This is a genomic window from Agromyces sp. Leaf222, from assembly GCF_001421565.1.
GTDB lineage: Bacteria > Actinomycetota > Actinomycetes > Actinomycetales > Microbacteriaceae > Agromyces.
In genome coordinates this window covers 72,176-98,878 of the sequence record NZ_LMKQ01000004.1, presented here as the reverse complement: position 1 = coordinate 98,878, position 26,703 = coordinate 72,176, and the positions used below count along the sequence as shown (strand labels likewise).

The window sequence follows — 26,703 nt, the reverse complement described above, 5'->3', positions numbered from 1 at the left end:
GCCCGGCGTGCCGAATGTCCCGGATCAGGGTATCGGCCTTCCGCGACCGAACCCTGATGTGCATAATAAACGAACACCATTCACTTACCGCGTCGCGACACCCCGACGACACGGACCCCCGCCGGCACGACGGAGTGCCCAGCCCCCTCGGAGAACGAACATGACCGACCTCGACCTCGGCATTGACCAGGGCGCGCGAGTGCCGCTGCGACTGCCCACCGCCACCGCCACCTTCACCATCGGCATCGCCGGCTACCTCGGCGTCAACCTGTCGCCGTACATGATCACCGCGCTGCAGGGCGCGCTCGGCAGCGACGTGCTCACCGCCAGCTGGATCGTCACGGGGGCGCTGCTCGCCACCGCGATCACCGGCCTCGCGATCGCCCCGCTCTGCGCCGGCCCCCGCCGCCTGCTCGTGGCCCGCGTCGGCCTCGTGATCGCGATCCTCGGCTTCGGCGCGGCCGCGCTCATCGCCGCACCCGGCGTCGTCGTCGCCGGCCTGCTGCTCGGCGGCGTCGGCGCCGGCGGGGCGGTGGCCGCCTCCGGTGCCGCGATCGCCGCGTTCACGAACCCCGACCGCGTCGCCGGCTTCAACGGCCTCGCGAACCGGGCGATCGTCACCGTGATCCTCGCCGTGGTGCCGCTGATCGGCCTCGCACCGATCGACGTGTTCGGCGCGCTCGCGCTGTTCTCGCTCGTCTCGCTGCTCGTGAGCGGCTGGCTGCCGGCCGCACCCGTCGCCGCGGCGAACGCCGGAGCGGCCGTCGCCGAGGCCGTGCCCCTCGAGGTGCCCGAGACGTCGGCGATCCCGGCGCTCAGGGCCCGCGCCGCGGCATCCGCTCGTCCGACCCGCCTCGCGACCATCGCCGGCTTCGTGCTGCTCGCGACCTTCGCGCTCTGGGCCGTCAGCGAGGACTCGCTCTGGGCGATGACCGGCGTCATGGGCGCCGAGCAGGCCGCGCTGACCCCCGAGGGCCTGGGCCTCGCGCTCAGCGGCGCCACCGCCGGCGGACTCGTCGGCTCGGTGCTGCTCATGGTCGTCGGCAACCGCCTCGGCCGCGCCGTGCCGCTCGTCGTGCTGCTCGTGCTCGGCGGCGTGCTGAAGATCGTCGAGGGCTTCGTCGCCGACCCGACCGCGTTCATCGTCGTCTTCATCGCGTGGAACACGATCTACGCGATCGCCTTCATGTACTTCGTCTCGACGTCGGCCGCGCTCGACGTCGAGGGCCGCTGGTCGGGCCCGCTGCTCGCCGTCTACCTCGTGGGCTCGGCGCTCACGCCCGTGATCGGCGCGGCGCTCGTCGAGGTCTTCGGGTTCCAGGGCTTCACGGTGGTGCTCGGCATCGCGAGCTTCGTGCTCGCCGTGCCCGCCGCGTTCGCCGCCCACGTCTCGACACAGCACGAGAAGGCCGAACGGGCGGATGCCGCAGCGCTCGCCGCAGCCGCATCCTCCTCCGCCACCGCCGCCACGGGCGCCGACGCCGACGAGGTGCTCGCATGAGCCGCACGATCTACCGCAACGCACGCGTCTTCACGGCCGAGCCGTCGACTCCGTGGGCCGAGGCGTTCGTCGTCGACGGCGACGTGCTCGCCTTCGTCGGCGATGCGGCCGGCGCGCTGCGCGTCGGAGGAGCGGATGCCGCGACGGTCGACCTCGACGGACGCCTCGTGCTGCCCGGCTTCACCGACGCCCACACGCACCTCGTCATGATGGGCGACGCGCTCGGCCGCGTGCCGCTCACCGATGCGCGCACGCTCGACGAGATCCAGGCGCGGCTCCGCGCCGCGCGGGCCGCCGACCCGACCGCACCGCGCGTGCTCGGCCGCGGCTGGCTGTTCGACTCGGTGCCCGGCGCCCCCACCGCCGCGATGATCGACGCCGCCGTCGCCGACGTGCCCGTGTTCCTCGACGCGAACGACTACCACTCGTGCTGGGTCAACGGCGCCGCGCTCGCCGACCTCGGCATCACGCGCGAGACGCCGGACCCCATCGGCGGGCGCATCGGCCGGGACGCCGACGGCGAGCCCGACGGCATGCTCTACGAGACCGCCGCCCAGCAGTTCGTGTGGGAGCACCTCGCGAGCCTCACGACCGACGCCGACCGCGACGCGGCCGTCGAGCGCACGATCGACGCCTACCTCGCCACCGGCGTGACGGGCGTCGTCGACATGGCGTTCGACGAGCTCGGACTCGCCGCGTTCCAGCGTGCGATCGACCGCCGGGGCGGCACGCTGCCGATCCGCGTCGCCGCGCACTGGTTCGTCGCCAACACGGGCGACGAGGCCGCGAACCTCGCGCAGGTCGAGACCGCCGCCCGCCTCGCCGCCGAGACGGCCGCCGCGCCGACCGCGCCGTGGCTGCGCATCGTGGGCGTCAAGCTCGTGCTCGACGGCGTGATCGACGCGTGCACGGCCGCCATGCGGCATCCGTACGCCGATGGCTCGAACGCCGAGCCGATCTGGCCGCTCGACGCGCTGAAGCCCGTCGTGGCCGCAGCAGACGCGGCGGGCCTGCAGGTCGCCCAGCACGCGATCGGCGACTACGCCAGCGAGATCGCCCTCGACGCGATCGAGCACGCCGTGGCCGTCAACGGCGACCTGCCGCGCCGCCACCGCATCGAGCACCTCGAGTACGCGGCCCCCGGCACGGCCGAGCGGATGTCGCGCCTCGGCGTGACCGCGTCGATGCAGCCCGTGCACGCCGACCCCGCGATCTTCGACAACTGGGTCGCCATGCTGGGCGACGAGCGCGTCGATCGGGCGTTCGCCTGGCCCGAGTTCGTGGACGCCGGTGCCCTGCTCGCGTTCTCGACGGATGCCCCGACCGCACCCCACGAGGCGCTGCACAACATGTACGTGGCCGCCACGCGCCGTTCGGCGCTCGACCCGTCGTTCGAGCCCTCGCTGCCCGGGTTCGCGCTGCCCCTCGCCGAGGCGATCGGACACGCGACGCGCGATGCGGCCGCCTCGTGCGGCGACGGCGATGCGCGCGGACGCCTCGTGGCCGGCCTCGCCGCCGACTTCGCGGTGCTCGACGTCGACCCGTTCGCCGCGGGCGAGGCGTCGCTGCTCACGGCGCGCGTGATCCGCACGGTCGTCGCCGGCGCGACGGTCTTCGAGGCGGATGCCGCGGCAGCCGACGAGGGCCGCGCCGCGTAGCCCGGGGGCCCGCCGGCGGCATCCGCTCGACCGACTCGACGGGCTCGACCGGCGCTCGACAGCAAGACGAGGATGAGGCCGCCTCCCGGTGTCGCGGGAGGCGGCCTCATCTGTCGGTGTGCGCGGGACTACTCGCTCGCGACCGCCCGCGACAGCGTCTCGCCGCGGAAGAACGCCGGCCGCTTGCGCCACTGCCAGAGCATGACCGCGACGCCCGAGAGCAGCACCACCATGCCGAGCACGAAGACGAGGCCGACGCCGAAGACGTTCGACCCGCTGCCGTAGTCGGGGTTCATGCTGTCGATCAGCGTCGTGAAGAAGAGCACGGCGAGGATCACCCCGCCGATGAGCGGGAACAGCAGCGTGAAGAAGACGTTGCGCACCGAACGCCACCACAGCTTGCGGAAGAACCAGACGCACGCGAACGCCGTGATGCCGTAGTAGAAGCAGATCATCATGCCGAGGGCGGTGATCGTGTCCCACAGCACGTCCTCGCTGAGGAAGCGCATGACGGCGTAGAAGGCGGCCGCGACGATCGCCGAGACGATCGTGGCGTAGCCGGGCGTGAAGAAGCGCGGGCTGACGCTCGCGAACTTCTCGGGCAGGGCGCCGTAGTGCCCCATGGCGAGCAGCGTGCGCGCGGGCGACACGAACGTGGACTGCAGGCTCGACGCCGAGCTCGTGAGCACGGCGAGCGAGACGAGCACCGCGAGCGGCCCGAGGATGGGCCCGGCGAGGTGGAAGAACACGTTGTCCTGGATGTCGGGATTGCCGAGTCCGTACTCCCCGTCGCCGACGCCCGCGAAGGCGATGAGCGAGACCGCGATGAGCAGGTACAGCACCACGATCGTGACGACCGTGATCGTGGCCGCGCGCCCGGGGGTCTTCTCGGAACCCCTCGTCTCCTCGTTCATGGTGAGCGTGACATCCCACCCCCAGAAGATGAAGATCGACAGCGAGAGCCCGGCGGCGAAGGCCGAGAACGACTCGACGGCGAACGGGTTGAACCACGACAGCTCGATGGGCGTCGCGTCGAACGCGTTGCCGTTCGCGACCTCGACGAGTGCCGCGACGGCGAAGAGCACGAGCACGGCGACCTGGAACCCGACCAGCCAGTACTGCAGCTTCTGCGTCGTCTGCATGTCGCGATACGACACCCACGTGGCGCCGAGCACGAACAGCAGGCACACGCCGACGTTGATGAACGGGTTCGTCGCGAGGTCGGCGATCTCGGGATTGCCGACGATCTGCGAGATCAGCAGGAACAGGAAGTCCACGGCGATGCCCGCGAGGTTCGAGAGCACGAGGATCGTCGCCGCGACGAGTCCCCAGCCGGCCATCCAGCCGACCCACGGGCCGAACGCCCGCGTCGCCCAGGTGAACGACGTGCCGGAGTCCGGCATCCGCTTGTTCAGCTCGCGATAGCCGAATGCCACCAGCAGCATCGGGATGAACCCGACGAGGATGATCGCCGGCACCTGCACGCCGACCTCGGAGACCGTCGGGCCGAGCGCCGCGGTCAGCGTGTACGCCGGCGCGATGCACGAGATGCCGATGACGATCGCGCCGATGAGGCCGACCGAGCCGGCCGAGAGCCCCTTCTTCGAGATGCCACCCTGCTCGGAGGCGTCGACGGCCGCGCTCGCGGAGGTCAGCGGAGCACCCGCCGTCGGGTCGGGTCGGTTCGTCATGATGACGCCTTTCCGGTGGTGCGACCGGCGGCTCGTCCGTTGGCTCGCGGCTCGGTGGTGCTGCGCGGAACGACGATCATCGGCACCGGGAGCTCCCGGAGCATCTTCGACGCCGTCGACCCGAGGAACAGGTGACTGGGGGTGGCCAGGCGGCTCGACGCGACGAGCACGATCTCGCCCTCGTGCCACGAGAGGCTGCGCACGGCGGCCTCGATGGTGTCGCCGGTGGCGACCTCGGCCGTGGCCTCGATGCCGGCGGGCAGCTCGCGCTTGGCCGCGGCGAGCACCTCGTCGGCGTGGGCCGTGCCCGTGAGCTCGGCGAGGCCCTCGTCCATGCCCGAGGGCAGGTCGATCGGCACGAGCGAGAGCAGCCGCAGCGGCGCGCGCAGCGACTTCGTCAGTCGCACGGCCGCATCGAGCAGCACGCCCGCGCCGGGGCGCGAACCGAGGGCCGCGGTGATGCGGGAGACGCCGGCGGATGCCGCGAGCTCACGTGACCCGGCGGGCGCGAGCGCCACCGGCACGTCGGAGGAGTGCAGCAGTTCGTTGGCCACCGAGCCGATGCGCGAACGCCCGAGGATGCCGCCGCGGGCCGCGCCGACGACGATGAGCGACGCGCCGAACTCGTGCGCCGACTCGATGAGCCCCTCGGCGAACGACTCCGCGTACCGCACGTGCAGCGACTGCACGAGGTCGGGGTCGAGGCTGGCGGAGGCCTCGGCCAGCCAGGAGCGCGAGCGGGCCTTCAGGTGGCGCTCGTACCCGACGTCGGAGGGCACGGTGCTCGAGCGAGCCTCGCTCGGCAGCACCATCACGACATCGAGCTGCGCCTCGCTCGCCGTGGCGAGCCTGGTCGCGAGGGCGAGCGCGTCGGCGCCGCTGTCGTTGGCCGTGTACCCGACGACGATGCGGCGCGGCGCGGCATCCGCCGGTGCCCCGGCGTTCATCAGTCGCCGGCCAGGATCGCGGCCGCGACGTCGCGGCCGACGCGGATCGCGCCGTCGACGTGCTGGTAGCCCTTGCCGGCCATGTCGCTGCACGAGAAGTGGATGGGTCCGACGGGCTTGCGGAGGTCGGCGCCGTATCGCGCCAGGCCGCCCATGTCGAAGCTCGCCGCGTACGCGCCGCGGGTCCATTCCTCGGAGCCCCAGTCGCTCTCGTAGTAGACGACCGGGTGCTTCGCCTGCTCGCCGTAGTAATGCGACAGCGACTCGAGGATGCGCTCCTTGCGCTCCGCGGCACTGAGCGTGAAGACGCCGTCGGCCTCCTCGTCGGAGACGAAGCCGACGAGCGTGCCACGGGGGTCGTCGTGGTTCGTGTTGTCGTACGCCTCGTGCACGAGCTCGTACGGGCTGAAGGCCGTGCCGCTGAGCCCGTCGGTGCGCCAGAACGGCGTCTCGTAGACGGCGTGCACCTTGATCACGAAGCCCATCGAGAGGTGCTGGTGCAGCTGGTGCTGGCGGCGGGGCAGCGGCGGCTCGTACGAGATGCGGCTGATGAGCACGGGCGCGAGGGCGAGGATCACGCGCTTCGCGTGCACCTCGAGGTCGTCGGTCACGGCGGTGACGCCGGCGTCGGGGTTCTTCGCCTGTCCTTCGGCGCCGGCCCAGCGGAGCTTGCGCACCGGCTGGCCGAGGCGCACCGCGCCGCCGAGCTTCTCGGCGAGGAGGAGCGGCACCTGCTGCAGGCCGCCGACGACGCGCTGGTCGAGGATGAAGTCGGCGTCGACCAGGTGCGAGAACGAGCCGGCCGAGGCGGCCATGAGCAGCGCCTGCAGGGCCGAGAACGCATGCGCGGGCTTGGTGAGCATGGCACCGGCGATGAACATGCCGATGTTGAGCTTCGCCTCCTCGTCGTCGGTCTGCGTGCCGAGCCACTCGGCGAACGAGACCTCGTCGAGCTCCTTCGCCCGCGGGTGGGCCCACGGCGCGTCGGGGTCGATCTCGGCGACGAGCGCGTCGAGCTTGTCGATGAGCCCGAGGATCTCGCCCTCGGTCTTCGCGGGCACCGGGAAGATCTCGCCCTCGAAGAGGCGGCGTTCGCCGTCTTCGCTGATGTAGACGTTCTCGCCCTCGCGGTAGCGCGAGTAGGTCTCGAGGCCGAGCTCCTCGATCGTCTCGATCAGGGCGTCCTGGTCGGGCGAGACCCACTGGCCGCCGATCTCGAGCATGGCGCCCTCGATGTCGTCGGTCCAGAGGCGGCCGCCGATGCGGTCGCGCGCCTCGAGCACGACGACGGACTTGCCGGCCGCCTTCAGCTTGTTCGCGGCGGTGAGGCCCGAGGCCCCGGCGCCGACGATGACGACGTCGCAGTCGATGCGTTCCATGGTGTTTCTTTCGCTTTCGGTTCGCGTGTTCCCGCGTGACGCGCGGGGTTCGAGATGGGGGCGAGCGGATGCCGCGGCGCGGCGCTGCGGCATCCGCCCGACCGGCTCAGTCCACCGGGACGAGCGTGTACTTCGTGTCGAGGTACTCGTGGATGCCCTCGAGCCCGCCCTCGCGGCCGATGCCCGACTGCTTCACGCCGCCGAACGGTGCGGCGGCGTTCGAGACGAGGCCCGTGTTGAGCCCCATCATGCCGGTGGCGAGGCGCTCGATCATGCGGTGGCCGCGCGCCAGGTCTTGCGTGAAGACGTACGAGATGAGGCCGTACTCGGTGTCGTTGGCGAGGCGCACGGCCTCGTCCTCATCGGAGAAGGTCGTGATGCCGAGCACCGGGCCGAAGATCTCCTCGGCGAGCAGGCGGCTGCCCGCCGCGACGCCCGCGAGCACGGTCGGCGCGTAGAAGGTGCCGTCGCCGTCGACGATGCGGGTTCCGCCGGTGAGCACGCTCGCGCCGCGCGAGACGGCGTCCTGCACGAGCGCGTCGGTCGACTCGACCGCCTTGCCGTCGATGAGGGGGCCGATGTTGACGCCCTCCTCGGTGCCGCGGCCGACCTTCATGGCCTTGACGCGCTCGGCGATGCGGCTCGCGAACTCGTCGGCGACCGACTCGTGCACGATGAACCGGTTCGCCGCGGTGCACGCCTGGCCGATGTTGCGGAACTTCGCGACGAGGGCGCCCTCGACCGCCTTGTCGAGGTCGGCGTCGCCGAAGACCACGAACGGGGCGTTGCCGCCGAGCTCCATGCTCGTGCGGAGGATGCCGGTTGCCGCCTGCTTCATGAGGGCGCGGCCGACGGGGGTCGAGCCCGTGAAGCTCAGCTTGCGCAGGCGCGGGTCCTCGATGATCGGGCCGGAGACCGCCGACGAGGTCGACGTCGGGATGACGTTGACGACGCCCTTCGGCAGGCCGGCCTCCTCGAGCAGCTGCACGAACGCGATGGTCGTGAGCGGCGTGAGTGCCGGGGGCTTGATGACGACCGTGCACCCCGCGGCGAGCGCGGGTGCGATCTTGCGGGTCGCCATCGCGAGCGGGAAGTTCCACGGCGTGATGAAGAACGACGGGCCGACCGGGCGCTGCGAGACGATCATGCGTCCGGTGCCCTCGGGGTTCAGGCCGTAGCGGCCGGAGATGCGCACGGCCTCCTCGCTGAACCAGCGCAGGAACTCGCCGCCGTAGACGACCTCGCCGCGCGCCTCGGCGAGGGGCTTGCCCATCTCGAGGGTCATGAGGAGCGCGAACTCCTCCTTGCGCTCCTGCAGCAGGTCGAACGCCTTGCGCAGCAGCTCGCCGCGCACGCGGGGCGCGGTCTTCGCCCACGACTCCTGCACGGCCACGGCGGCATCGAGGGCGCGGATGCCGTCGGCGGGCGAGGCGTCGGCGATCTCCTTGATCACGGCGCCCGTCGCGGGGTCGTGCACGGCCAGGGTCTTGCCGCCCTCGGCGTCGACCCATTCGCCGCCGATGAAGAGGCGGCCCTCGACGGCGCCGAGGATGGTCGATTCGAGCGTTGCGTTCGTCATGCGGATTCCTGTTCGGTTCTCTTCGAGAGGAGCGTCGTGTGATGAAGGTGGATCAGGGGTAGAGGCCGCGGAGGCGGTGCGCATCGGCCACGCGTTCGACGGCGAGCGCCGTGGCCGCGGTGCGAAGCGAGAGCCCCCTGGTCTCGGCATACCCCAGCACGTGCTGCCACGCGCTGAGCATCCGCTCCTCCAGTCTGGACTCCACCTCGTCGGCGCGCCACCAATAGGCCTGATTGGCCTGCACCCACTCGAAGTAGGAGACGATCACGCCGCCGGCGTTCGCGAGGATGTCGGGCACGACGAGCACGCCGCGCTCGCGCAGGATCGCGTCGGCCGTCGGCGTCGTCGGGCCGTTCGCGCCCTCGACGATGACGCGAGCCCGCACGTCGCCGGCGTTGGACTCGTGCAGCACGCCCTCGACGGCGGCCGGCACGAGCAGGTCGACGTCGAGCGTGAGCAGCTGCGCCCCGTCGATGGGCTCGGCGCCGGCGAAGCCGACGACGGATCCGGTGCCGCGCACGTGGTCGGTGAGGGCCTCGACGTCGAGTCCGGCGGCGTTGAACACGGCGCCGTACTGGTCGCTCACGCCCGTGACGCGCACGCCCGCCTCGGACAGGAACCGCGCGGCATCCGCACCGACCTTGCCGAAGCCCTGCACGGCGGCGGTCGAGCGCGTGGGCTCGAGGCCGACGTGCCGCAGCGCGGCGAGCGCGATGTGGGTCACGCCCCGGCTCGTCGCCGAGGCGCGACCCAGCGAACCGCCGAGCGCGATGGGCTTGCCGGTCACGATGCCGGGCACCGTGTAGCCGCTGGCGACGGAGTAGGTGTCCATCATCCAGGCCATCGTCTGCTCGTCGGTGCCGATGTCGGGCGCGGGGATGTCGCGCTCCGGGCCGATGATCGGCAGGATCTCGCTCGTGTAGCGACGGGTCACGCGCTCGAGCTCGGCCTTGGAGTGCTCGCGGGGGTCGATCGCGATCCCGCCCTTCGCGCCGCCGTACGGCACGTCGAGCAGGGCGCACTTCCAGGTCATCCACATCGCGAGTGCGCGCACCTCGTCGATGTTGACGTTCGGCGCGTACCGCAGGCCGCCCTTGGCCGGGCCGCGCGAGAAGTTGTGCTGCACGCGGTGGCCGACGTAGAGGCGGCTCTCGCCCGAGTCCATGCGCAGCGGCACGGCGACGGTCAGTTCACGACGCGGGGTCGCGAGCATCCGGTGCAGGCCGTCGTTGTAGCCGAGCAGGGCCACGGCCTCGGCGAGCTGCGAGCGCGCGTCGGTCAGCGGGGTGGCGATGTGATCCGAGGATGCCGCGGGGCGGGCGATCACGACGTCGTTGTCGGTGAGGGTGGTCATGCCGTCTTGAGTCCTTCCGCGACGACCTGCAGGCCCTCGATGAGGAGGTCGTCCGAGATGGTGAGCGGGGGGAGGAAGCGGATCACGTTGCCGTAGGTTCCGCAGGTGAGCACGAGCACGCCCTGCGAGTGGGCGTACGCGGCGACCTTGTTGGTGAGTGCCGCGTCCGGTGCGCCGGTCGCGGGGTCGACGAGCTCGATCGCGACCAGCGCGCCGCGGCCGCGGACGTCGCCGATGCGGGCGTCGGTCGTGCGCAGGGCGTTCAGGCGGCCGATCAGCACCGTGCCGATCTCCTTGGCCCGCTCGATGAGGCCGTCCTGCTCGTACGTCTCGATCGAGGCGAGGGCGGCGGCGCAGGCGAGCGGGTTGCCCGCGTAGGTGCCGCCGAGCCCGCCGGCGCCCGCGGCGTCCATGATCTCGGCGCGGCCGGTGACCGCGGAGAGCGGCAGCCCGCCCGCGATGCCCTTGGCGGTGGTGATGAGGTCGGGCACGATGCCCTCGTGGTCGCTCGCGAACCAGGCGCCGGTGCGGCCGAAGCCGGTCTGCACCTCGTCGGCGATGAACACGACGTCGTTCGCGCGGCACCACTCGACGAGGGCCGGGAGGAAGCCGGCGGCGGGCACGATGAAGCCGCCCTCGCCCTGGATGGGCTCGATGATCAGCGCGGCGAGGTTCTCGGCGCCGATCTGCTTCTCGATCTGCAGGATGGCGCGCGCGGCCGCCTCGGCGCCGCTGAGCCCGCCGTCGCGGAAGGGGTAGCTGAGCGGCACGCGGTACACCTCGGGCGCGAACGGGCCGAAGCCGTTCTTGTACGGGATGTTCTTCGCGGTCAGGCCCATGGTGAGGTTCGTGCGGCCGTGGTAGGCGTGGTCGAACGCGACGACAGCCTGCTTCTTCGTGTAGGCGCGGGCAATCTTCACGGCGTTCTCGACGGCTTCGGCGCCGGAGTTGAACAGGGCGGTGCGCTTGTCGTGGTCGCCGGGGGTGAGCTCGTTGAGCTTCTCGGCGACGTCGACGTAGGAGTCGTAGGGCGCGACCGTGAAGCAGGTGTGCGTGAAGGCGTTCAGCTGCGCGGTGACCGCCTCGACGACGCGCGGGTTGGCGTTGCCGACGCCCGTGACGGCGATGCCGGAGCCGAGGTCGATGATGGAGTTGCCGTCGGCGTCGACGAGCACTCCACCGCCGCCGGCGACGATCGCGACGGGAATGGTGGTGCCGACGCCCGAGGCGACGGCCGCGGCCTTGCGCGCCATGAGCTCCTGCGAGCGCGGGCCCGGAATGGCGGTGACGAGGCGGCGCTCCTGCGGGAGCGACGGTCCTCCGGTGACGGTGACCGTGGTGTCGACGATGGTCATGACGGGCTCCTCTTCAAGGTGACGACGGTGGCGGTGCGCCCAATGCTAGGTCGCGACATCCGGATGTCGCACCGCCCCGTCGTACACTTCGAACCCGTTTCATCGACACCGCGTACAAGCACCGTCGAGCAGGCAACGCCGATCGAGTAGGCCCGCCAGGGCCGTATCGAGATCCGCATCGGCTGGCCTCGATACGCTCCTTCGTCGCTACTCGACCGGCGCGAGGTCAGCGCCTGGCCAGCTGCCTCCGGTCCTCGAGGTCCTGCGCGGCGACCGCGCGGGTGTCCGGAGCCACGGGCGGCGCCGACGGAACCACGTCGGCCGTTCCGACGCCGGGGATCGGGTTGCGGCGCTTCGCCCGCCCGATGGCGAAGAGCGAGACGGCCCACTGCAGCCCGTAGCCGATCGCGAAGACGAGCAGCGTGAAGATCAGCGCCATCGCCGCACCCTGGTCGGGCTGGTAGAGCTGCGCCGACCGCGGGCTGATCATCGCGTACATGTACACCGACAGCGGCCGCGACTCGGGCGTCGCGAGGAACGCCGGCAGCGTGAACTCGTTGGTGCCGAGCACGAACATCTGGATCCATACGGCGAACACCGTCGGCATGAGCAGCGGGGCGACGATGCGGCGGAAGCCCTCGAGCGGACTGGCGCCGCTGACGAGCGCCGCCTCCTCGAGCTCCATCCGGATCTGCAGCGTCGCGCTGTACCCGGCGCGGTAGGCGATCGACACGCGGTACGAGTACGCGAGGATCAGCGCCACGATGGTGCCGGCCAGCGGGATCACCGGGTTGATCACCATGAACGTGAGGAACATCGCGAAGCCCGCGATGACCGCCGGGATCGCGACCGACGACGAGGCGAAGAGGTCGACGGCCTTCGTCCAGCCGGTGCGCCTGGCCCTCGCGATGCCGTAGGCGAGCACCGTCGCCGCGACGCAGGCGATGGTGGCGCTGCCGCCGGCGATGACGAGCGTTCGCCCGAGGGAGGCCCAGAACTCGGGGTCGGCGAGCACCGCCCCGAACGAGCCGAACTGGGTCTGCGTCGCGAGCGCCTCGAACGAGAACGCGATCGGGTAGGGCGTGATCGCCGACCAGAGCAGGGCGAACAGCGGCAGGATCGCGGTGAGCAGCACGAAGACGAGGATCGCGAGCATCACCGGGACCTTCCACGGCCCGAGCTTCATGACCGTGGGCCGGAAGCCCTTGCCCGAGATCGAGGCGCGCCGCTCGGCGTTGCGCGTCGCGCGGAGGTAGATCACGAACGCGATCGTCGTGATCACGAGGAACACGCATCCCCAGGCCGCCGCGAGCCCGTACTGCGGCAGCTCCCCCGCGCCGGCGCTGATGAGGTTCCAGAGCTTCAGCGCGAAGATCGACGTGCCCGACTCCTGGCCGAACAGCAGCGGCACCTCGAGGCTGCCGAGTCCGAGGATGAACGTGAGCACGGCCACGCCGAGCAGGCCGGGCCAGAGCATCGGCAGCGTGACGCGACGCAGCGTCTTGGGCCACGAGGCACCCGAGACGCGCGCGGACTCCTCGAGGGAGCCGTCCATGCTCGTGAGGATCGGCACGATCATCAGGTACGGGAAGGTCACGTTCGTGAGCGCCTGGATCGCCGTCATCGTGACGAACGAGTAGGGGTCGATCACGAGGTCGCCCGGCAGCAGGCGCAGGAGCTGGTTCAGCACGCCCGACTCGGGCGAGAGCATGAGCAGGTACGCCTGCGCCTTGACGATCGGCGGAATGATGAACGGCACCACGACGAGCACGGAGATCACGCGTCGCAGCGGGGCGTCGGTGCGCACCGTCACCCAGGCCAGCCCAAACGCCATCAGGAGCGAGAGCACGGTCGACCCGCCCACGAAGGCGGCGGTCGAGCCGAGCACGGCCCAGAAGTCGTCGCGCAGGCTCCAGAGGGTGACGAAGTTCTCGACCGACCACTTCGCGGTCGAGACGCCGAACGGCAGGAACGGACCACGGAAGGCCGTGATCACCTGTACGGCCAAGGGGATCGCGAGGAGGAGGAAGATCACCGCTCCGGCGATGATCGTCGCGATCTTCATCGAGGTCGGCCGAGTGCGCTCGACCTTCGTGGTCCGTCCTGCCTGTGACACGAGTTATCCGTTCAGTGCCGCGTCGGCGGCGTTGATCATGGCGATCCAGTCATCGCGGGTGTCGACGGTCTCGGTGATCGCCCCGCCCTGCAGGCCCTCGAGCAGCGCGGTGGAGTTGGTCTGCATGAGCCCGGTGGCCGAGTCGAACAGCGAGGTGGGCAGGCCCGGGTACGGCACCTGCGTCGTCGAGAAGCGCTCGTCGGTCATGCGCAGCTCGAGCCAGTCGGGGTTGTACGCGTTCCAGAGCGACCACAGCATGCCGCCGGCCGGGTTCTTCGCGTCGACGTTGACGCCAGAGAACTGGGCGAAGACGCCGGCATCCTCATAGGGCGAGACCGACAGGCTCGGGTTCGGGTTGAAGAGCGTCTGGCCGAGCGCGATCGGCACGTCGCCGCTCGAGAGCGGCGAGTCCTGGTCCTCGAGCACCTGGAGGTTGCCCGACGACTTCAGCTCGCCGATCAGGTCGACCATCGCGTCTTCGCCCTGGTCCATGCCGTAGCCGGCGAAGACGTTCGCGTTGTAGCTCGCGACCGAGACCTTGCCCGCGTACTCGGGGGCGAGGAGGCCCTCGAGGGTGTCGGGCGCCTCGGCCTTGTCGGTGTTGACCTGCATGAGCGAGCCGTTCACGCTGTCCGGCAGCATCTCGGGGGCGCCGATCGTGAAGAACTCCGACGGGACGCCGAACTCGGTCCAGTCGACATCCGCCCAGTAGCCCTCGTCGGTCATGGTCGCCGCCGACACGAGGGAGCCCGAGATGACGTCGGTGTTGCGCGAGCCCGTGGCCTTGGCCGAGATGATGGCCGACGACAGGTTGTAGGTGAGGCCGCGCGTCTCGATCTTCAGGTCGGGGTAGACCTCGTTGAACTGGGCGATGACGTCGGGCGAGAGCTCGTACCAGTCCCAGATCACCAGGCGGCCGCCGTCGGTCTGCTTCGCCGTCTCGTAGAGGGCGTCCATCTGCTTCGAGATCTCGGGCCAGAAGTCGTCGTAGAAGTTCTCGCAGCGCGTGACCGCGCCGACCTCGACGGCATCGCACGCGGCGAGCTCGACCGGGCCGTCCGACGGCTCGATGGGGCCGGATGCGGCCGACCCCGCCGAACTGCAGGAGCTGAGCAGCAGCATTCCCGCGGCCGCGAGGGCCACCATTCCGTTCCGTGCTGTGGGTGATGTCATGATCCGGGTTTCCTTTCTCGGTGGCGCTCTTCCTTGGGGTGGTGCGGATGGTGCGGCGTTCCGGTGGTGCGGGTGGTGCGGCTTGCGGATGTCGCGGCGTGCGGGTGGTGCACGTGCGGGTGGTGCGGCTAGGCCGCCAGCACGCGGCAGGCGTGCGGCGCGAGTTCGATGAAGACGGTGCTGCCGGTGGCGGGCGAGTCCAGTGGGGCTCCACGGGCGACGAGCGTGCCGACGACGGTCTCGCCGTGCAGCACCTCGACCTCGTACTCGACGATCTCGCCGAGGAACTCCACCCGCACGACCCTGGCGGGCAGCACGTTCAGGCGGTCGGGGCGGGTCTCGTGCCAGCGCACGCTCTCGGGCCGGAACGTCACGGTGACGTCGCTGCCGGTTCCGATGCCGCTCGGGCACGGCGTCACCAGTCGGGTTCCGAACGCCTCGACGAGCGCAGCGCCGTCGGCGTCGCGGTCGCGCACGACGGCCGGGATCATGTTGACCCGGCCCACGAAGTCGGCCACGAAGCGATCGGCCGGCTGGTAGTAGAGGTCGCGCGGTGCCGCCTCCTGCACGATGCGGCCCTGGTTCATCACGGCCACGCGGTCCGACATCGACAGCGCCTCGGACTGGTCGTGCGTGACGTAGAGCGCCGTGATGCCGAGGCGCTGCTGCAGGGAGCGCAGCTCGTTGCGCATCGTGTCGCGGAGCTTCGCGTCGAGGTTGCTCAGCGGCTCGTCGAGCAGCAGCAGCTTCGGGCGGTGCGCGAGCGCACGGGCGAGGGCGAGGCGCTGCTGCTGTCCGCCCGAGAGCGCGGTGGCGGGCCGGTGCGCGTAGGCGTCGAGCTGCACGAGCTCGAGCGCCTCCATCGCGCGCTTCCTGGCCTCCTTCTTCGGCAGCTTGGCCGCGGCGACCTGGAGCGGGAAGATCGCGTTCGCGAACACGCTCATGTGCGGCCAGATCGCGTAGTTCTGGAACACCATGCCGATGTCGCGCTTGTCGGGCGAGATGTGGCGGGTGCCGGTGGAGAGCATGTTGCCGTCGAGCGAGATCTCGCCGCCGTTGCTGTTCTCGAGGCCGGCGACGCATCGCAGGGTCGTCGTCTTGCCGCAGCCCGACGGACCGAGCAGCGACGTGAACGTGCCGGGCTCGATGGTGAAGGTGACGCCCTTGACGACCGGCACCTCGGCGCCGTCGAGCTCGTAGTGCTTCTCGAGGCCGTCGACGACGAGCCGACCGCCTCCGCTTTCGTGCGTCATTCGCTGCTCAACTTTCGGTGGCGAGTTCTGTATTTTGGATCCAGAGAGACGGTACGGATGCCGCGGGCGGGCGCTGCGACGTCCATCAGCGTTCGCCGGCCGAGGTCGACGACGCCGCGGTGGCGGGCGCTGCCGCCCCGGTGGCGGATGCCGGGGCCTCGCCCCAGCCGACGGTGACCTTCGGCTTCGCGAAGAACGCCACCACGACGGCGCAGAGGGCGAACCCGCCGACGGCGAGCCACAACGACTGCGCCATCGCGGCCGAGAACCCGGCGACGAGCTCGGGCGGCAGCGCGCCGCCCTCGCCGGGCCGCGCCTGTTCGGCGGCCCCGCCGGGCAGGTTCGCGGCGAGGCTGTAGCTCATCAGCGCGGCGACCGCCGCGGAGCCGAGCACCGATCCGACCTGCCTGGTCATCGTGTAGACGCCCGATCCGGCACCGGCCTGGGCCCGCGGGAGGTTGCGGGTCGCGGTCGACGCGAGCGGGGCGAAGACGCCCGAGATGCCGACCCCGAGCACTGCCGAGGGGAACAGCAGCAGCCAGTACGGGACATCCGGCCCGAGGAGCGCGACGTAGCCGCCGAGCGCGAGCGCCGCCGTCGACAGCCCGACGAGCGCGACCCACTTCGGATCGACGCGGTCGCTGAACCGCCCGACGAGCGGCGAGAGCACGCCGGAGACCACGGCCATCGGCACGAACATGAGGGCCGCCTGGGTCGGCGTCAACCCGCGCGCCACCTGGAAGTAGTACGCGAGCGGCAGCGGCATGGCCGTCAGCGCGAGGCCCACCAGCGAGATCGCGACGTTCGAGAGCGCGAAGTTGCGGTCGCGGAACAGCCCGAGCGGCAGCAGCGGCTCGGCCTTGTTGAACGCCTGCCAGACGACGAAGCCGACCAGCACGACGAGTCCCGTGACGATGACGCCCCACACCGTGATCGGGCCGGTGATCGTGCCCCAGTCGTAGGTCGCGCCCTCCTGGATGCCGAACACGACGAGGAACATGCCGACCGCGCTCAGCACGACGCCGAGCCAGTCGAAGCGGTGGCCGTGCGTCTCGAGGTCCGGCACGAGCCGCCACGCCGCGACGAACGCGACGATGCCGACCGGCACGTTCACGAAGAACACCCACTCCCAGCCGAGCGAGTCCACGAGCACGCCGCCGAGGATCGGTCCGACGAGCGTGGCGACGCCCGCCACCGAACCCCAGAGGCCCATCGCCGCGCCCCGCTGGTTCGGCGGGAAGATGCGGGCGATCACGGCCATCGTCTGCGGGGTCATCAGCGCGGCGCCGAGGCCCTGCACCGCACGAGCGGCGATCAGCGTCTCGATGTCGCCCGACAGCCCGCACCAGAGCGACGCGAGCGTGAACACCACGAGCCCGACCAGGTAGACCCGCTTCGGGCCGAAGCGGTCGCCGAGCCGGCCCGTGATGAGCAGCGGCACCGCGTAGGCCAGCAGGTAGGCGCTCGTCACCCAGATCACCGCCGTGAGGTCGGTGTCGAGATCGGCGAGGATCGCCGGGTTCGCGATCGACACGATCGTCGTGTCGACGAGGATCATGAAGAACCCGATGACGAGCGCCCAGAGGGCGGGCCACGGCTTGGAGGTCTGGTTCATGGTCGGCTTTCGCAGTCTCGGCCGGTCAGTCGGCGTCGGACGGCGCAGACGGCAACCCCACGACGGGCTCGCCGAGCAGCGGCGTCGAGACCGCGTAGATGCCGTGGTTGGCGAACACCCAGATGAGGTTGCGGTCCCACTCGACGAAGATGCCGTGCACCGGGGCGGCCATGTCGTCGTCGTCCTTGAGGCCCATCGGCGGCACGAAGTAGGCCCCGACCTTCGGGTCCTCCGGGTCGCGCACGTCGAAGACCTGCAGGCCGGCTGCGTAGAACGCGTAGGGCACGACACCGCCGTGCGGGGTGCCCGTGTTCGTGAAGTAGCCGGAGCGCTTCGGCCCGAACGATCCGCGCCGCTGCGCCCAGTCGGTGAACGCAGCCGTTGCCGGCGGCACCGGGCGGGGCAGGGTGCGCACGAGCTTCGGCTGCGTCGGGTCGCTCACGTCGATCTGGTAGATCTCCTTGGCGGGCTCGTAGCAGTCGGTGTTCATCGGGTAGCCCGAGACGTAGACGTACCCGGTCTCCTCGACCTGGGTGGTGTCGACGTTGTCGCCCTCAGTGCCGGCGACGCTCGACGGCAGCTCGCACCATCCGACGTGGTGGATGTTCGTCGGATCCGAGACGTCGAGCACGAAGAAGCCCTGACCGCCCTGGGCCGCGTAGGCGTACGTGCCGCCGGACTCGACCGAGCGCGGCATGAAGACGCCCATGCGCGAGCCGAACCACGAGGTCTTGTTGTTCCACCGGTCGTTGCCCGCGAGGTACTCGGAGTCGGCCTCCTCGCCGAGGCGGGTGCCGGGAACCCACCAGTCCGACAGCCGCACGGGGTTCGCCGGGTCGGACACGTCGTAGGCGGCGTGGCCGGCGGCCCACAGGGTGGTCTTGTAGGGCTGGTTGGTGAACGTGTTGTCGGGCGCGGTCGCCACGAAGAGGTACTTGTCGCCGTAGTAGACGGGCAGGTCGAGCACGCCGTTGCCCTCCTGCACCTCGTCGGGCCCGTGGTTCGGGTCGGTCGAGACCTCGGTGAGCAGGGTCCAGTCGCGCGGGGTCGGGCCGTTCACCTCGAAGACACGGAAGCCGCGAAGGCCCTCCCACTCGAGCAGCTGGCCCTCGACGGTGTCGTCGATCCACTTGTTCGCGACGCGCCCGTTCAGGAAGTAGCGGGGCGTCTCGCTCGCCTGGATCGCGATGAACTTCCCGCGCGCCTCGTTCCACTGGATCGTGACGGCGCCGAACTGGGGCGCGCTCCACGGCAGGGTCTCCTCGTCGACGACGGTGAGGGCGCGCGGGTCGGTGATGTCGTAGACCTTCCAGGCGTAGCCGCCGCCGTAGTGGAGCATGTACCGTCGGCCGTTCAAGTCGTAGATCGACTGCCAGGTGTGGCTCGTGTTCACGACGATCGGGTAGAAGGCCTCGGCGGTCGCGTTCAGGCTGTAGGTCTCGGGGTCGCGGTAGTCGAGCTGTCCGGGCCAGTCGACGAACACGTCACGCGGAACCGAGGGGGTCAGTGCCGGCGGCAGGAAGCTGCCGTCGGGCTGCATGCCCCAGCTGGCGGGGTCGGGGTCGACCGGCTCGCCTTCGACGCGCTCGAAGTCGTCGGGGTTGTACTTCTTCGCGTTCGGTACGTACGGAGAGCCGGCCATGTCGCCTCCAGGTTGGGCAGTCGAGCGGATGTCGCGACGCAGGGGGCGTCGTTCATCCCAGCGTCGCCAGAGCGACCGATGCTGTCCAATGACTATCCGGCTCGGAGCCATGACCGTTCGGGCATATCAGCCGAGCGGTCGGAACTCCGTCTGCGCGTACTCGCGCTCGAGCGCGGCGAGCAGCGCCCCCTCTTCGCGGAGGTGCACGAGCAGGGCCGCAGCGGCGGCCGAGGGCGCGCGGTCCTTCGGCATGGTGACCCCGACCGAGCGGCGGATCGAACTCAGCGGCGTCGGCAGGATGCGGAGCTCCCCGTCGTCGACGGCGATGAACATCGGCAGGGCGGCGATGACGTCGGTCGACACGAGCAGGTTGCGCAGCGTCAGCATCGACGTGCACTCGACCCGGTCGGCCGGCAGCGGCAGTCCTTCGTGGAAGAACACCGCCTCGAGCTCGGCACGCAGCGCGGTCTGCGCGACCGGGAAGATCCACGGGTACGCGATGAGGTCGGCGAGCGAGGTGCGCGACCCGGTGTGCACGGGGTGCCCGGCGCGGGCCACGAGCCGGATCGGCTCCTGGTGCAGCCGCTCCTGCTCGAGGCGCACCGGGACGGTCGGCGAGAGGCGCCCGACCGTGAGGTCGAGGTCGCCGGAGAGCAGCAGCTGCTGGAGCGTGTCGGGCGTGCCCTCGCGCACGACCACGGTGAGCCGCGGATGCTCGGCCTTGAGCCCGGCGATGGCCCGCGGCAGCAGCAGGTTCGAGCCGGCGAGGTGCGTGCCGACGGTGACCGTGCCGAGCTGGCCGGACTGCAGCAGCCGCACCTCCTCGCCCGCGATGCGGAGCTCGGCGAGCACCGAGCGGGCGCGTTCGATGAACGGCCGGCCGTACTGGGTCGGCACCACCCCGCGCGGCAGCCGCTCGAAGAGCTGCACGCCGAGCAGGTCCTCGACCTCGCGGAGTCCGCGGGTGACGACGGGCTGCGTGATGTGCAGGGATTCGGCGGCGCGCACGAGCGTGCCCTCGTCGGCGATCGCCGTGACGAGCACGAGGTGCCGGATCTTCAGTCGTCCATCGAGGATGCGATCGGTGCTCACGCTTCGGAACTATAGCCGTGGGGGCATGGCAGTGCCACAAGTGGGTATTTGTCGGCATCGACGGGAGTTCCTAGCCTGATCGCATGACCACCCGGACGACGACGTCGCTGCCTGATACGGCCCAAGCCCCCCAGCCGAGCGACCGCGCGACCCGCCAACTGCGCAACTTCATCGGCGGCGAGCCCGTCGACGGCGTGCGCACGTTCGCCAAGCTCGACCCCACCGACGGCTCGCACGTCGCCGAGGTGCACGAGGCCGGACGCCGCGAGGTCGACCTCGCCGTCGCCTCGGCCCGCGCCGCGCTCGAGGGCCCATGGGGCCGGATGACGGTGGGCGAGCGCGCGACGATCCTGCGACGCATCGCCGACGGCATCGAACGCCGGTTCGACGACCTCGTCGCCGCCGAGGTGGGCGACACCGGCAAGCCGGAGGCCCTCGCCCGCGACCTCGACGTCGCCAGGGCCGCCGCGAACTTCCGCGCCTTCGCCGACGTCGTCTCGGCCGCGGGCCTCGACTCCTACCTGACCGAGTTCCCCGACGGACGTCGCGCCCTGAACTACGCCGTGCGCAAGCCGCTCGGCGTGGTCGCCGTGATCGTGCCGTGGAATCTCCCGCTCCTGCTGCTCACGTGGAAGCTCGCGCCGGCGCTCGCCTCCGGCAACGCCGTGGTCGTGAAGCCGTCGGAGGAGACGCCGTCCTCGGCGACCCTCCTCGCCGAGATCCTCATCGAGGCCGGCCTCCCCGCCGGCGTCGTCAACGTCGTGCACGGGTTCGGCGCGGACTCCGCAGGCGAGTTCCTGACGACGCATCCGGGCATCGACGGCGTCACCTTCACGGGCGAGTCCTCCACCGGGTCGGCGATCATGCGGGCCGTGGCCCCTCGCGTGCGCCCGGTCTCGTTCGAACTCGGCGGCAAGAACGCGGCCGTCGTCTTCGCCGACGCCGACCTCGACGCGGCGATCGCCGGGCTCGCCCGATCCACCTACCTGAACACCGGGCAGGTGTGCCTCTGCACCGAGCGCATCTACGTCGAGCGGGCGATCTTCGACGACGTGGCCGCCGGCCTCGCCGAGCAAGCCGCGCGCCTGCGCCTCGGCCGGCCCGAGAACCCCGCGACGACCACAGGTCCGCTCATCTCGCGTCAGCATCGCGAGAAGGTGCTCTCGTACTACGAGCTCGCACGGCAGGAGGGCGCCACGGTGCTCGCCGGCGGCGGCATCCCGACCCTCGGCGACGGACTCGACGCCGGATTCTGGATCGAGCCGACCCTGCTCTCCGGGCTCGACAACTCGCACCGCACGGTGCGCGAGGAGATCTTCGGCCCCGTCGCCACGCTGATCCCGTTCGACACCGAGGAGCAGGCGATCGCGCTCGCGAACGACACCGACTACGGCCTCGCCGCCGTCACCTGGACCCGCGACCTGACCCGCGGTCACCGCGTCGCCCAGCGCATGCGCGTGGGCATGTCGTGGGTCAACACCTGGTACCTGCGCGACCTGCGCAGCCCCTTCGGCGGCGTCGGCCTCTCGGGCATCGGCCGCGAGGGCGGGCACCACTCGCTCGGGTTCTACACCGAGCCGACGAACGTGTGCGTGCAGCTGTGAGCGGCCAGACCTCACCGGCCTGGCCTGGCGAATGGCCCGAGGCGGATGCCGCGTCCGCCGCATCATCGACGACGCCGCCCGCCGTGCGGACCGCCGCCGAGCGCCTGCGGTCCGCCGCGGCATCCGGAACCCCGTGCGAGCCCGTGCGCGACCTCATCGGCGACGACGACCTCGACGCCGCGTACGCCGTGCAGTCGCTCGGCATCGAGCGGCGCCTCGTCGACGGCCGGCGCATCGTCGGCCGCAAGATCGGCCTCACCTCGCCGGCGGTGCAGGCCCAGTTCGGCGTCTTCACGCCCGACTACGGCGTGCTGCTCGACGACATGGTGCTCGGCGACCGCGAGCCGCTCGACCTCTCGCGCTTCCTGCAGCCCCGCGTCGAGGCCGAGGTGGCCTTCGTGCTCGGCCGCGACCTCGACTCCCCCACGACGCACGTCGCCGACGTGATCCGCGCCACCGCCTTCGTGCTGCCGGCGATCGAGGTCGTCGACTCGCGCATCGCCGGCTGGGACATCCGCATCGCCGACACCGTCGCCGACAACGCCTCGAGCGGTGCCGTCGTGCTCGGCACGACCCCGCGCTCGCTCGACGGACTCGACCTCACGGCCGTCGGCATGAGCCTCGAGCACGACGGCGAGACGGTCTCGACCGGATCGGGCGCGGCCTGCCTCGGCAGCCCCGTCATCGCGGTGGCCTGGCTCGCGAGAGCGGTCGCCAGGCACGGTCGCCCGTTGCGCGCCGGAGAGGTGATCCTCTCGGGCGCACTCGGCCCGATGGTCGCCGTCACCGGACCGGGCGTGTACACCGCGCGGCTCGACGGCCTGGGCGAGGTGCGCGCCGACTTCACCGGCGCCCTGAGCGAGGGAGCCGCCGCATGAGCGCGGGCATCGCCATCATCGGCTCCGGCAACATCGGCACCGACCTGCTGATCAAGGTCAAGCGGCTCTCGACCACGCTCCGCGCCGTCGCCATGGTCGGCATCGACGAGCACTCCGACGGGCTCGCCCGTGCGCGCCGCCTCGGGGTCGCGACGACCCACGAGGGGGTCGACGGCCTCCTGCGCATGCCCGAGTTCGCCGACGTCGAGCTCGTGTTCGACGCGACCTCCGCCGGCGCCCACGCCCGCAACGACGCCCTCGTGCGCGACAGCGGCCGCATCATGGTCGACCTCACGCCCGCCGCGATCGGCCCCTACGTCGTGCCCGTCGTCAACCTCGAGGAGCACCTCGGGGCCACGAACGTGAACATGGTGACGTGCGGTGGTCAGGCCACCGTGCCGATGGTCGCCGCCGTCTCGCGCGTCGCGCCCGTCGCCTACGCCGAGATCGTCGCCTCGATCGCCTCGAAGTCGGCCGGGCCCGGCACGAGGGCGAACATCGACGAGTTCACCGAGACCACCTCGCGCGCGATCGAGCGCATCGGCGGCGCCGACCACGGCAAGGCGATCATCGTGCTGAACCCCGCCGACCCGCCGCTCATCATGCGCGACACCGTCTTCTGCCTCGTCGAGCGTGGGGCCGCTGAGCTCGATCGAGAGGCCGTGCGCGCGTCGGTCGACGCCATGGTCTCCGATGTGCAGGGCTACGTCGGCGGCTACCGCCTCAAGCAGCAGGTGCAGTTCGAGGCGGTCGACGAGGCGTTCGTGCCGGCCCTCGGCCGCCCGTTCCGGGGCACGAAGGTCACCGTCCTCCTCGAGGTCGCGGGCGCCGGGCACTACCTTCCGGAGTACGCGGGCAACCTCGACATCATGACGAGCGCGGCACTGCGCACCGCCGAGCGCCTCGTCGCCGGCCGAACGGGAGCCATCGCATGACCGCCGCCACGACCCCGTCGACCCGGTCGACCCCGACCGACCCGACCGACCCGACTGCCGCGACTGCCGCGACTGCCGCGAACGCCCCGCGCGTCTACGTGCAGGACGTCACCCTGCGCGACGGCATGCACGCCGTCGCGCACCGCTACTCGGTCGAGCAGGTGCGCGACATCGCGGCCGCGCTCGAGGCGGCGGGGGTCGACGCCATCGAGGTCGCCCACGGCGACGGGCTCGGCGGGTCGAGCGTCGCCTACGGCCACGGCGCGAGCACCGACGAGCGCTGGATCGAGGCCGCGGCCTCGGTGCTCGAGCGGTCGAAGCTGACGACGCTGATCCTGCCCGGCATCGGCACGATCGACCACCTCGCCCGCGCCCGCGACCTCGGCGTGCAGAGCGTGCGCGTCGCGACGCACTGCACCGAGGCCGACGTCGCCGCCCAGCACATCGGCTGGGCCCGCGATCACGGCATGGACGTCTCGGGGTTCCTCATGATGAGCCACCTGAACGACCCGCGCGGCCTCGCCGAGCAGGCGAAGCGCATGGAGTCGTACGGCGCCAACTGCGTCTACGTCACCGACTCGGGCGGACGCCTGACGATGCACGACGTCGCCGAACGCATCGACGCGTATCGCGAGGTGCTCGACCCCGGCACCCAGATCGGCATCCACGCCCACGAGAACCTCTCGCTGAGCGTCGCGAACAGCATCACCGCCGTCGAGCACGGCGCCCTCCGCGTCGACGCGTCGCTCGCCGGGCAGGGCGCGGGCGCCGGCAACACCCCGATCGAGGCGTTCATCGCCGTCGCGAACCTGCTCGGCTGGGAGCACGGCTGCGACCTCTTCGCCCTGCAGGATGCCGCGGAGGAGCTGATCCGCCCGCTGCAACGACGCCCGGTGCGCGTCGACCGCGAAACCCTCACCCTCGGCTACGCGGGCGTCTACTCGAGCTTCCTGCTGCACGCCGAGCGGGCAGCCGAGCGCTACGGGCTCGACGCCAGGGCCATCCTCATCGAGCTCGGGCGCCGCCGCATGGTCGGCGGCCAGGAGGACATGATCGTCGACGTCGCGCTCGACCTCGTCGCCGCCCGCGATGCCGCCCGCGACGCCGCCCGCGACGCCGCGCTGGAGCCCGTGCGATGACCGGCACCGCGCCCCGCGAGGGCCTCACCGCGCTGGCGGAGACCCTCGACGCCGCCCAGCTGCACGGCGCACCCGTGTCGCAGTCGGGCGCGGCGATGACCCTCGCCGACGCCTACGCGGTGCAGCACCTCCTCGTCGGGCGCCGCACCTCCCGCGGCGACCGCATCTCGGGGGTCAAGCTGGGCTTCACGAGTCGGGCGAAGGCGATCCAGATGGGCGTCGACGACGTCATCATCGGCTCGGTGACCGAGCGGATGCGCGTCGAGGACGGCGGCCTGCTCGACGCCGCCGGGTTCATCCATCCGCGGATCGAACCCGAGCTGGCCTACCTCATCGGCTCCGACCTGCCGGCGGACGCCGACGATGCCGCGCTCCGCCAGGCCGTCGTCGGGGTCGCGCCCGCCCTCGAGATCATCGATTCCCGCTACCTCGACTTCCGGTTCGACCTCGAAGACGTCGTCGCCGACAACACCTCGGCCGCCGCCTACGTGATCGGCCCATGGACGGATGCCGCCACGGCAGGCGACCTCGGCAACCGGGGCGTCCGCCTCGAGGTCGACGGGCGCCTCTGCGCCACCGGGTCGACCGCGGCGATCCTCGGCCACCCCGATCGGGCCCTCGCCACGGCGCTGCGGATGTCGCGAGCCCACGGCTTCGAGCTCCGCGCCGGCATGGTGCTGCTCGCCGGGGCCGCCACCGCGGCGGTGCCGCTGCCCCACGGCGCCCACGTCGCGGCATCCGTCACCGGACTCGGGAGCGTCTGGATGCGATTCGGGGGCGGGGCGCATGACTGACGCGACGCAGGCCGGGAGCGGCGCCATCACGGTCGAGGGCAGGGCGACCCCGCGCGGCCGGTTCCCGCACGTGAAGGTCGCCGGCGACCTGATCTACGTCTCGGGCACCAGCAGCCGGCGCGCGGACAACACGTTCGAGGGCGCCGAGGTCGACGAGTTCGGCGCCACGACCCTCGACATCGCGGCGCAGACGCGCGCGGTGCTCGAGAACATCCGGGGCGTGCTCGCCGCGGCAGGGGCGAGCCTCGACGACCTCGTGCAGGCGACGACCTACCTCGTGAACATGAACGACTTCGCCGGCTACAACGCGGTCTGGGCCGAGTACTTCGACGAGACGGGCCCGGCACGCACGACGGTCGCCGTGCACCAGCTGCCGCATCCGCTGCTGCTCATCGAGATCCAGGCGATCGCCCGACGAGACCCGAACGCCATCACGAACTCCAGCACCACCACCATCAAGGAGGAATCATGACCACCATCCCACCCGTGATCGACTTCCCGGCCTGGATCCGCGAGCACGAGCACCTGCTGAAGCCTCCGGTGAACAACAAGGCGGCCTGGGCGCCGATGGGCGACTTCATCGTGCAGGTCGTCGGCGGCCCGAACCAGCGCACCGACTTCCACTTCGACCCGTACGAGGAGTGGTTCTACCAGTACCGCGGCAACATGCACGTGAACATCCAGACCGAGGACGGCCCGCAGCGCATCGACATCCGCGAGGGCGAGATGTGGCTGCTGCCCGGCAACGTGTTCCACTCCCCCCAGCGCCCCGAGGCCGGTTCGATCGGCATCGTCATCGAGCGCATCCGCGAGGAGGGCACGCTCGAGAAGTTCGCCTGGTTCTGCCCGAACTGCAACACGAAGGTGCACGAGGTCGAGCTGCAGGTCCGCGACATCGTCGAGGACCTCCCGCCCGTGTTCCGCGACTTCTACGAGAGCGAAGCGGGACGAACCTGCCCGAACTGCGGCGAAGTCCACCCCGGCAAGGGCTGAACCGG

21 protein-coding genes are annotated in these 26,703 nt (G+C 71.2%); 9 read left to right on the top strand and 12 right to left on the bottom strand.

The features are described 5' to 3' along the window. Window positions 1-160: 160 nt before the first annotated feature. Complete coding sequence (locus ASE68_RS19020) at window positions 161-1,501, top strand: hypothetical protein (protein WP_055863192.1); 1,341 nt, start codon at window positions 161-163, stop codon at window positions 1,499-1,501. Beyond that, the gene (locus ASE68_RS19015; RefSeq protein ID WP_055863190.1) at window positions 1,498-3,159 is read left to right on the top strand and encodes an amidohydrolase; all 1,662 of its coding nucleotides are present in this window, start codon (window positions 1,498-1,500) and stop codon (window positions 3,157-3,159) included. Before ASE68_RS19020 ends, ASE68_RS19015 begins: the two co-directional genes overlap by 4 nt. Before the next feature lie 128 nt (window positions 3,160-3,287). Here ASE68_RS19015 and ASE68_RS19010 read toward each other — a convergent pair whose 3' ends face one another. From ASE68_RS19010 to ASE68_RS18955, 12 genes are all read right to left on the bottom strand, one after another. After that, window positions 3,288-4,850, bottom strand: a complete 1,563-nt coding sequence (locus ASE68_RS19010; RefSeq protein ID WP_082462525.1) for an APC family permease — start codon at window positions 4,848-4,850, stop codon at window positions 3,288-3,290. Further along, window positions 4,847-5,797, bottom strand: coding sequence for a universal stress protein (locus ASE68_RS19005; protein WP_055863189.1), 951 nt, complete (start codon window positions 5,795-5,797; stop codon window positions 4,847-4,849). The genes ASE68_RS19010 and ASE68_RS19005 overlap by 4 nt, the downstream gene beginning before the upstream one ends. Continuing rightward, the gene (locus ASE68_RS19000) at window positions 5,797-7,176 is read right to left on the bottom strand and encodes an NAD(P)/FAD-dependent oxidoreductase (protein WP_055863187.1); all 1,380 of its coding nucleotides are present in this window, start codon (window positions 7,174-7,176) and stop codon (window positions 5,797-5,799) included. Before ASE68_RS19000 ends, ASE68_RS19005 begins: the two co-directional genes overlap by 1 nt. A 106-nt stretch (window positions 7,177-7,282) precedes the next feature. After that, window positions 7,283-8,755 (bottom strand): NAD-dependent succinate-semialdehyde dehydrogenase, encoded by a 1,473-nt coding sequence (locus ASE68_RS18995; protein ID WP_055863185.1) that lies wholly within the window; start codon window positions 8,753-8,755, stop codon window positions 7,283-7,285. 52 nt (window positions 8,756-8,807) lie between these two features. Further along, window positions 8,808-10,109: a Glu/Leu/Phe/Val dehydrogenase gene (locus tag ASE68_RS18990; RefSeq protein ID WP_082462524.1), complete on the bottom strand. Its 1,302-nt coding sequence runs from the start codon at window positions 10,107-10,109 to the stop codon at window positions 8,808-8,810. Next, window positions 10,106-11,464, bottom strand: coding sequence for a 4-aminobutyrate--2-oxoglutarate transaminase (gabT, locus tag ASE68_RS18985; protein ID WP_055863183.1), 1,359 nt, complete (start codon window positions 11,462-11,464; stop codon window positions 10,106-10,108). Before gabT ends, ASE68_RS18990 begins: the two co-directional genes overlap by 4 nt. Window positions 11,465-11,690: 226 nt before the next feature. After that, window positions 11,691-13,580, bottom strand: coding sequence for an iron ABC transporter permease (locus ASE68_RS18980; protein ID WP_157421772.1), 1,890 nt, complete (start codon window positions 13,578-13,580; stop codon window positions 11,691-11,693). Between the two features lie 3 nt (window positions 13,581-13,583). Beyond that, entirely contained in the window at window positions 13,584-14,753 is a 1,170-nt protein-coding gene (locus ASE68_RS18975; RefSeq protein ID WP_157421771.1) for a hypothetical protein, read from the bottom strand. A 128-nt stretch (window positions 14,754-14,881) separates the two neighbouring features. Beyond that, entirely contained in the window at window positions 14,882-16,006 is a 1,125-nt protein-coding gene (locus ASE68_RS18970) for an ABC transporter ATP-binding protein (RefSeq protein WP_055863176.1), read from the bottom strand. An 85-nt stretch (window positions 16,007-16,091) separates the two neighbouring features. Beyond that, window positions 16,092-17,621 (bottom strand): DHA2 family efflux MFS transporter permease subunit, encoded by a 1,530-nt coding sequence (locus ASE68_RS18965; RefSeq protein WP_055863174.1) that lies wholly within the window; start codon window positions 17,619-17,621, stop codon window positions 16,092-16,094. Window positions 17,622-17,646: 25 nt separating this feature from the next. Continuing rightward, window positions 17,647-19,263: an LVIVD repeat-containing protein gene (locus ASE68_RS18960; RefSeq protein ID WP_055863173.1), complete on the bottom strand. Its 1,617-nt coding sequence runs from the start codon at window positions 19,261-19,263 to the stop codon at window positions 17,647-17,649. A 126-nt stretch (window positions 19,264-19,389) separates the two neighbouring features. Further along, on the bottom strand, window positions 19,390-20,355 hold the full coding sequence (locus tag ASE68_RS18955) for a LysR substrate-binding domain-containing protein (RefSeq protein WP_055863171.1): 966 nt from the start codon (window positions 20,353-20,355) through the stop codon (window positions 19,390-19,392). A gap of 83 nt (window positions 20,356-20,438) precedes the next feature. Between ASE68_RS18955 and ASE68_RS18950 the strand changes: the two genes are divergently transcribed. Genes ASE68_RS18950 through ASE68_RS18920 form a run of 7 tightly spaced genes read left to right on the top strand, consistent with a single transcriptional unit; the run spans window position 20,439 to window position 26,698 of the window. After that, window positions 20,439-21,959 carry a 2-hydroxymuconic semialdehyde dehydrogenase gene (locus ASE68_RS18950; RefSeq protein WP_055863169.1) on the top strand — a complete coding sequence of 507 codons (1,521 nt, stop codon included), beginning with the start codon at window positions 20,439-20,441 and terminating at the stop codon, window positions 21,957-21,959. Next, a complete protein-coding gene (locus tag ASE68_RS18945; protein WP_082462522.1) occupies window positions 21,956-22,837 on the top strand; it encodes a 2-keto-4-pentenoate hydratase in 882 nt (293 codons plus the stop codon). The genes ASE68_RS18950 and ASE68_RS18945 overlap by 4 nt, the downstream gene beginning before the upstream one ends. Further along, on the top strand, window positions 22,834-23,772 hold the full coding sequence (locus tag ASE68_RS18940) for an acetaldehyde dehydrogenase (acetylating) (RefSeq protein ID WP_055863167.1): 939 nt from the start codon (window positions 22,834-22,836) through the stop codon (window positions 23,770-23,772). Before ASE68_RS18945 ends, ASE68_RS18940 begins: the two co-directional genes overlap by 4 nt. Then, complete coding sequence (dmpG, locus tag ASE68_RS18935) at window positions 23,769-24,911, top strand: 4-hydroxy-2-oxovalerate aldolase (RefSeq protein ID WP_082462521.1); 1,143 nt, start codon at window positions 23,769-23,771, stop codon at window positions 24,909-24,911. The genes ASE68_RS18940 and dmpG overlap by 4 nt, the downstream gene beginning before the upstream one ends. Next, window positions 24,908-25,705 carry a 2-keto-4-pentenoate hydratase gene (locus ASE68_RS18930; protein ID WP_055863165.1) on the top strand — a complete coding sequence of 266 codons (798 nt, stop codon included), beginning with the start codon at window positions 24,908-24,910 and terminating at the stop codon, window positions 25,703-25,705. The genes dmpG and ASE68_RS18930 overlap by 4 nt, the downstream gene beginning before the upstream one ends. After that, on the top strand, window positions 25,698-26,177 hold the full coding sequence (locus ASE68_RS18925) for a RidA family protein (protein ID WP_055863163.1): 480 nt from the start codon (window positions 25,698-25,700) through the stop codon (window positions 26,175-26,177). The genes ASE68_RS18930 and ASE68_RS18925 overlap by 8 nt, the downstream gene beginning before the upstream one ends. Next, window positions 26,174-26,698: a 3-hydroxyanthranilate 3,4-dioxygenase gene (locus ASE68_RS18920; RefSeq protein ID WP_055863162.1), complete on the top strand. Its 525-nt coding sequence runs from the start codon at window positions 26,174-26,176 to the stop codon at window positions 26,696-26,698. The genes ASE68_RS18925 and ASE68_RS18920 overlap by 4 nt, the downstream gene beginning before the upstream one ends. Window positions 26,699-26,703: the final 5 nt, after the last annotated feature.

Coding starts and splice junctions, on each gene's coding strand:
- ASE68_RS19005 (WP_055863189.1), bottom strand. CDS start 5,797: ATGAACGCCGGGGCACCGGCGGATGCCGCGCCGCGCCGCATCGTCGTC.
- ASE68_RS18975 (WP_157421771.1), bottom strand. CDS start 14,753: ATGACATCACCCACAGCACGGAACGGAATGGTGGCCCTCGCGGCCGCG.
- ASE68_RS18920 (WP_055863162.1), top strand. CDS start 26,174: ATGACCACCATCCCACCCGTGATCGACTTCCCGGCCTGGATCCGCGAG.
- dmpG (WP_082462521.1), top strand. CDS start 23,769: ATGACCGCCGCCACGACCCCGTCGACCCGGTCGACCCCGACCGACCCG.
- ASE68_RS18940 (WP_055863167.1), top strand. CDS start 22,834: ATGAGCGCGGGCATCGCCATCATCGGCTCCGGCAACATCGGCACCGAC.
- ASE68_RS18995 (WP_055863185.1), bottom strand. CDS start 8,755: ATGACGAACGCAACGCTCGAATCGACCATCCTCGGCGCCGTCGAGGGC.
- ASE68_RS18960 (WP_055863173.1), bottom strand. CDS start 19,263: ATGGCCGGCTCTCCGTACGTACCGAACGCGAAGAAGTACAACCCCGAC.
- ASE68_RS19015 (WP_055863190.1), top strand. CDS start 1,498: ATGAGCCGCACGATCTACCGCAACGCACGCGTCTTCACGGCCGAGCCG.
- ASE68_RS18970 (WP_055863176.1), bottom strand. CDS start 16,006: ATGACGCACGAAAGCGGAGGCGGTCGGCTCGTCGTCGACGGCCTCGAG.
- ASE68_RS19000 (WP_055863187.1), bottom strand. CDS start 7,176: ATGGAACGCATCGACTGCGACGTCGTCATCGTCGGCGCCGGGGCCTCG.
- ASE68_RS18925 (WP_055863163.1), top strand. CDS start 25,698: ATGACTGACGCGACGCAGGCCGGGAGCGGCGCCATCACGGTCGAGGGC.
- ASE68_RS19020 (WP_055863192.1), top strand. CDS start 161: ATGACCGACCTCGACCTCGGCATTGACCAGGGCGCGCGAGTGCCGCTG.
- gabT (WP_055863183.1), bottom strand. CDS start 11,464: ATGACCATCGTCGACACCACGGTCACCGTCACCGGAGGACCGTCGCTC.
- ASE68_RS18950 (WP_055863169.1), top strand. CDS start 20,439: ATGACCACCCGGACGACGACGTCGCTGCCTGATACGGCCCAAGCCCCC.
- ASE68_RS18965 (WP_055863174.1), bottom strand. CDS start 17,621: ATGAACCAGACCTCCAAGCCGTGGCCCGCCCTCTGGGCGCTCGTCATC.
- ASE68_RS19010 (WP_082462525.1), bottom strand. CDS start 4,850: ATGACGAACCGACCCGACCCGACGGCGGGTGCTCCGCTGACCTCCGCG.
- ASE68_RS18990 (WP_082462524.1), bottom strand. CDS start 10,109: ATGACCACCCTCACCGACAACGACGTCGTGATCGCCCGCCCCGCGGCA.
- ASE68_RS18930 (WP_055863165.1), top strand. CDS start 24,908: ATGACCGGCACCGCGCCCCGCGAGGGCCTCACCGCGCTGGCGGAGACC.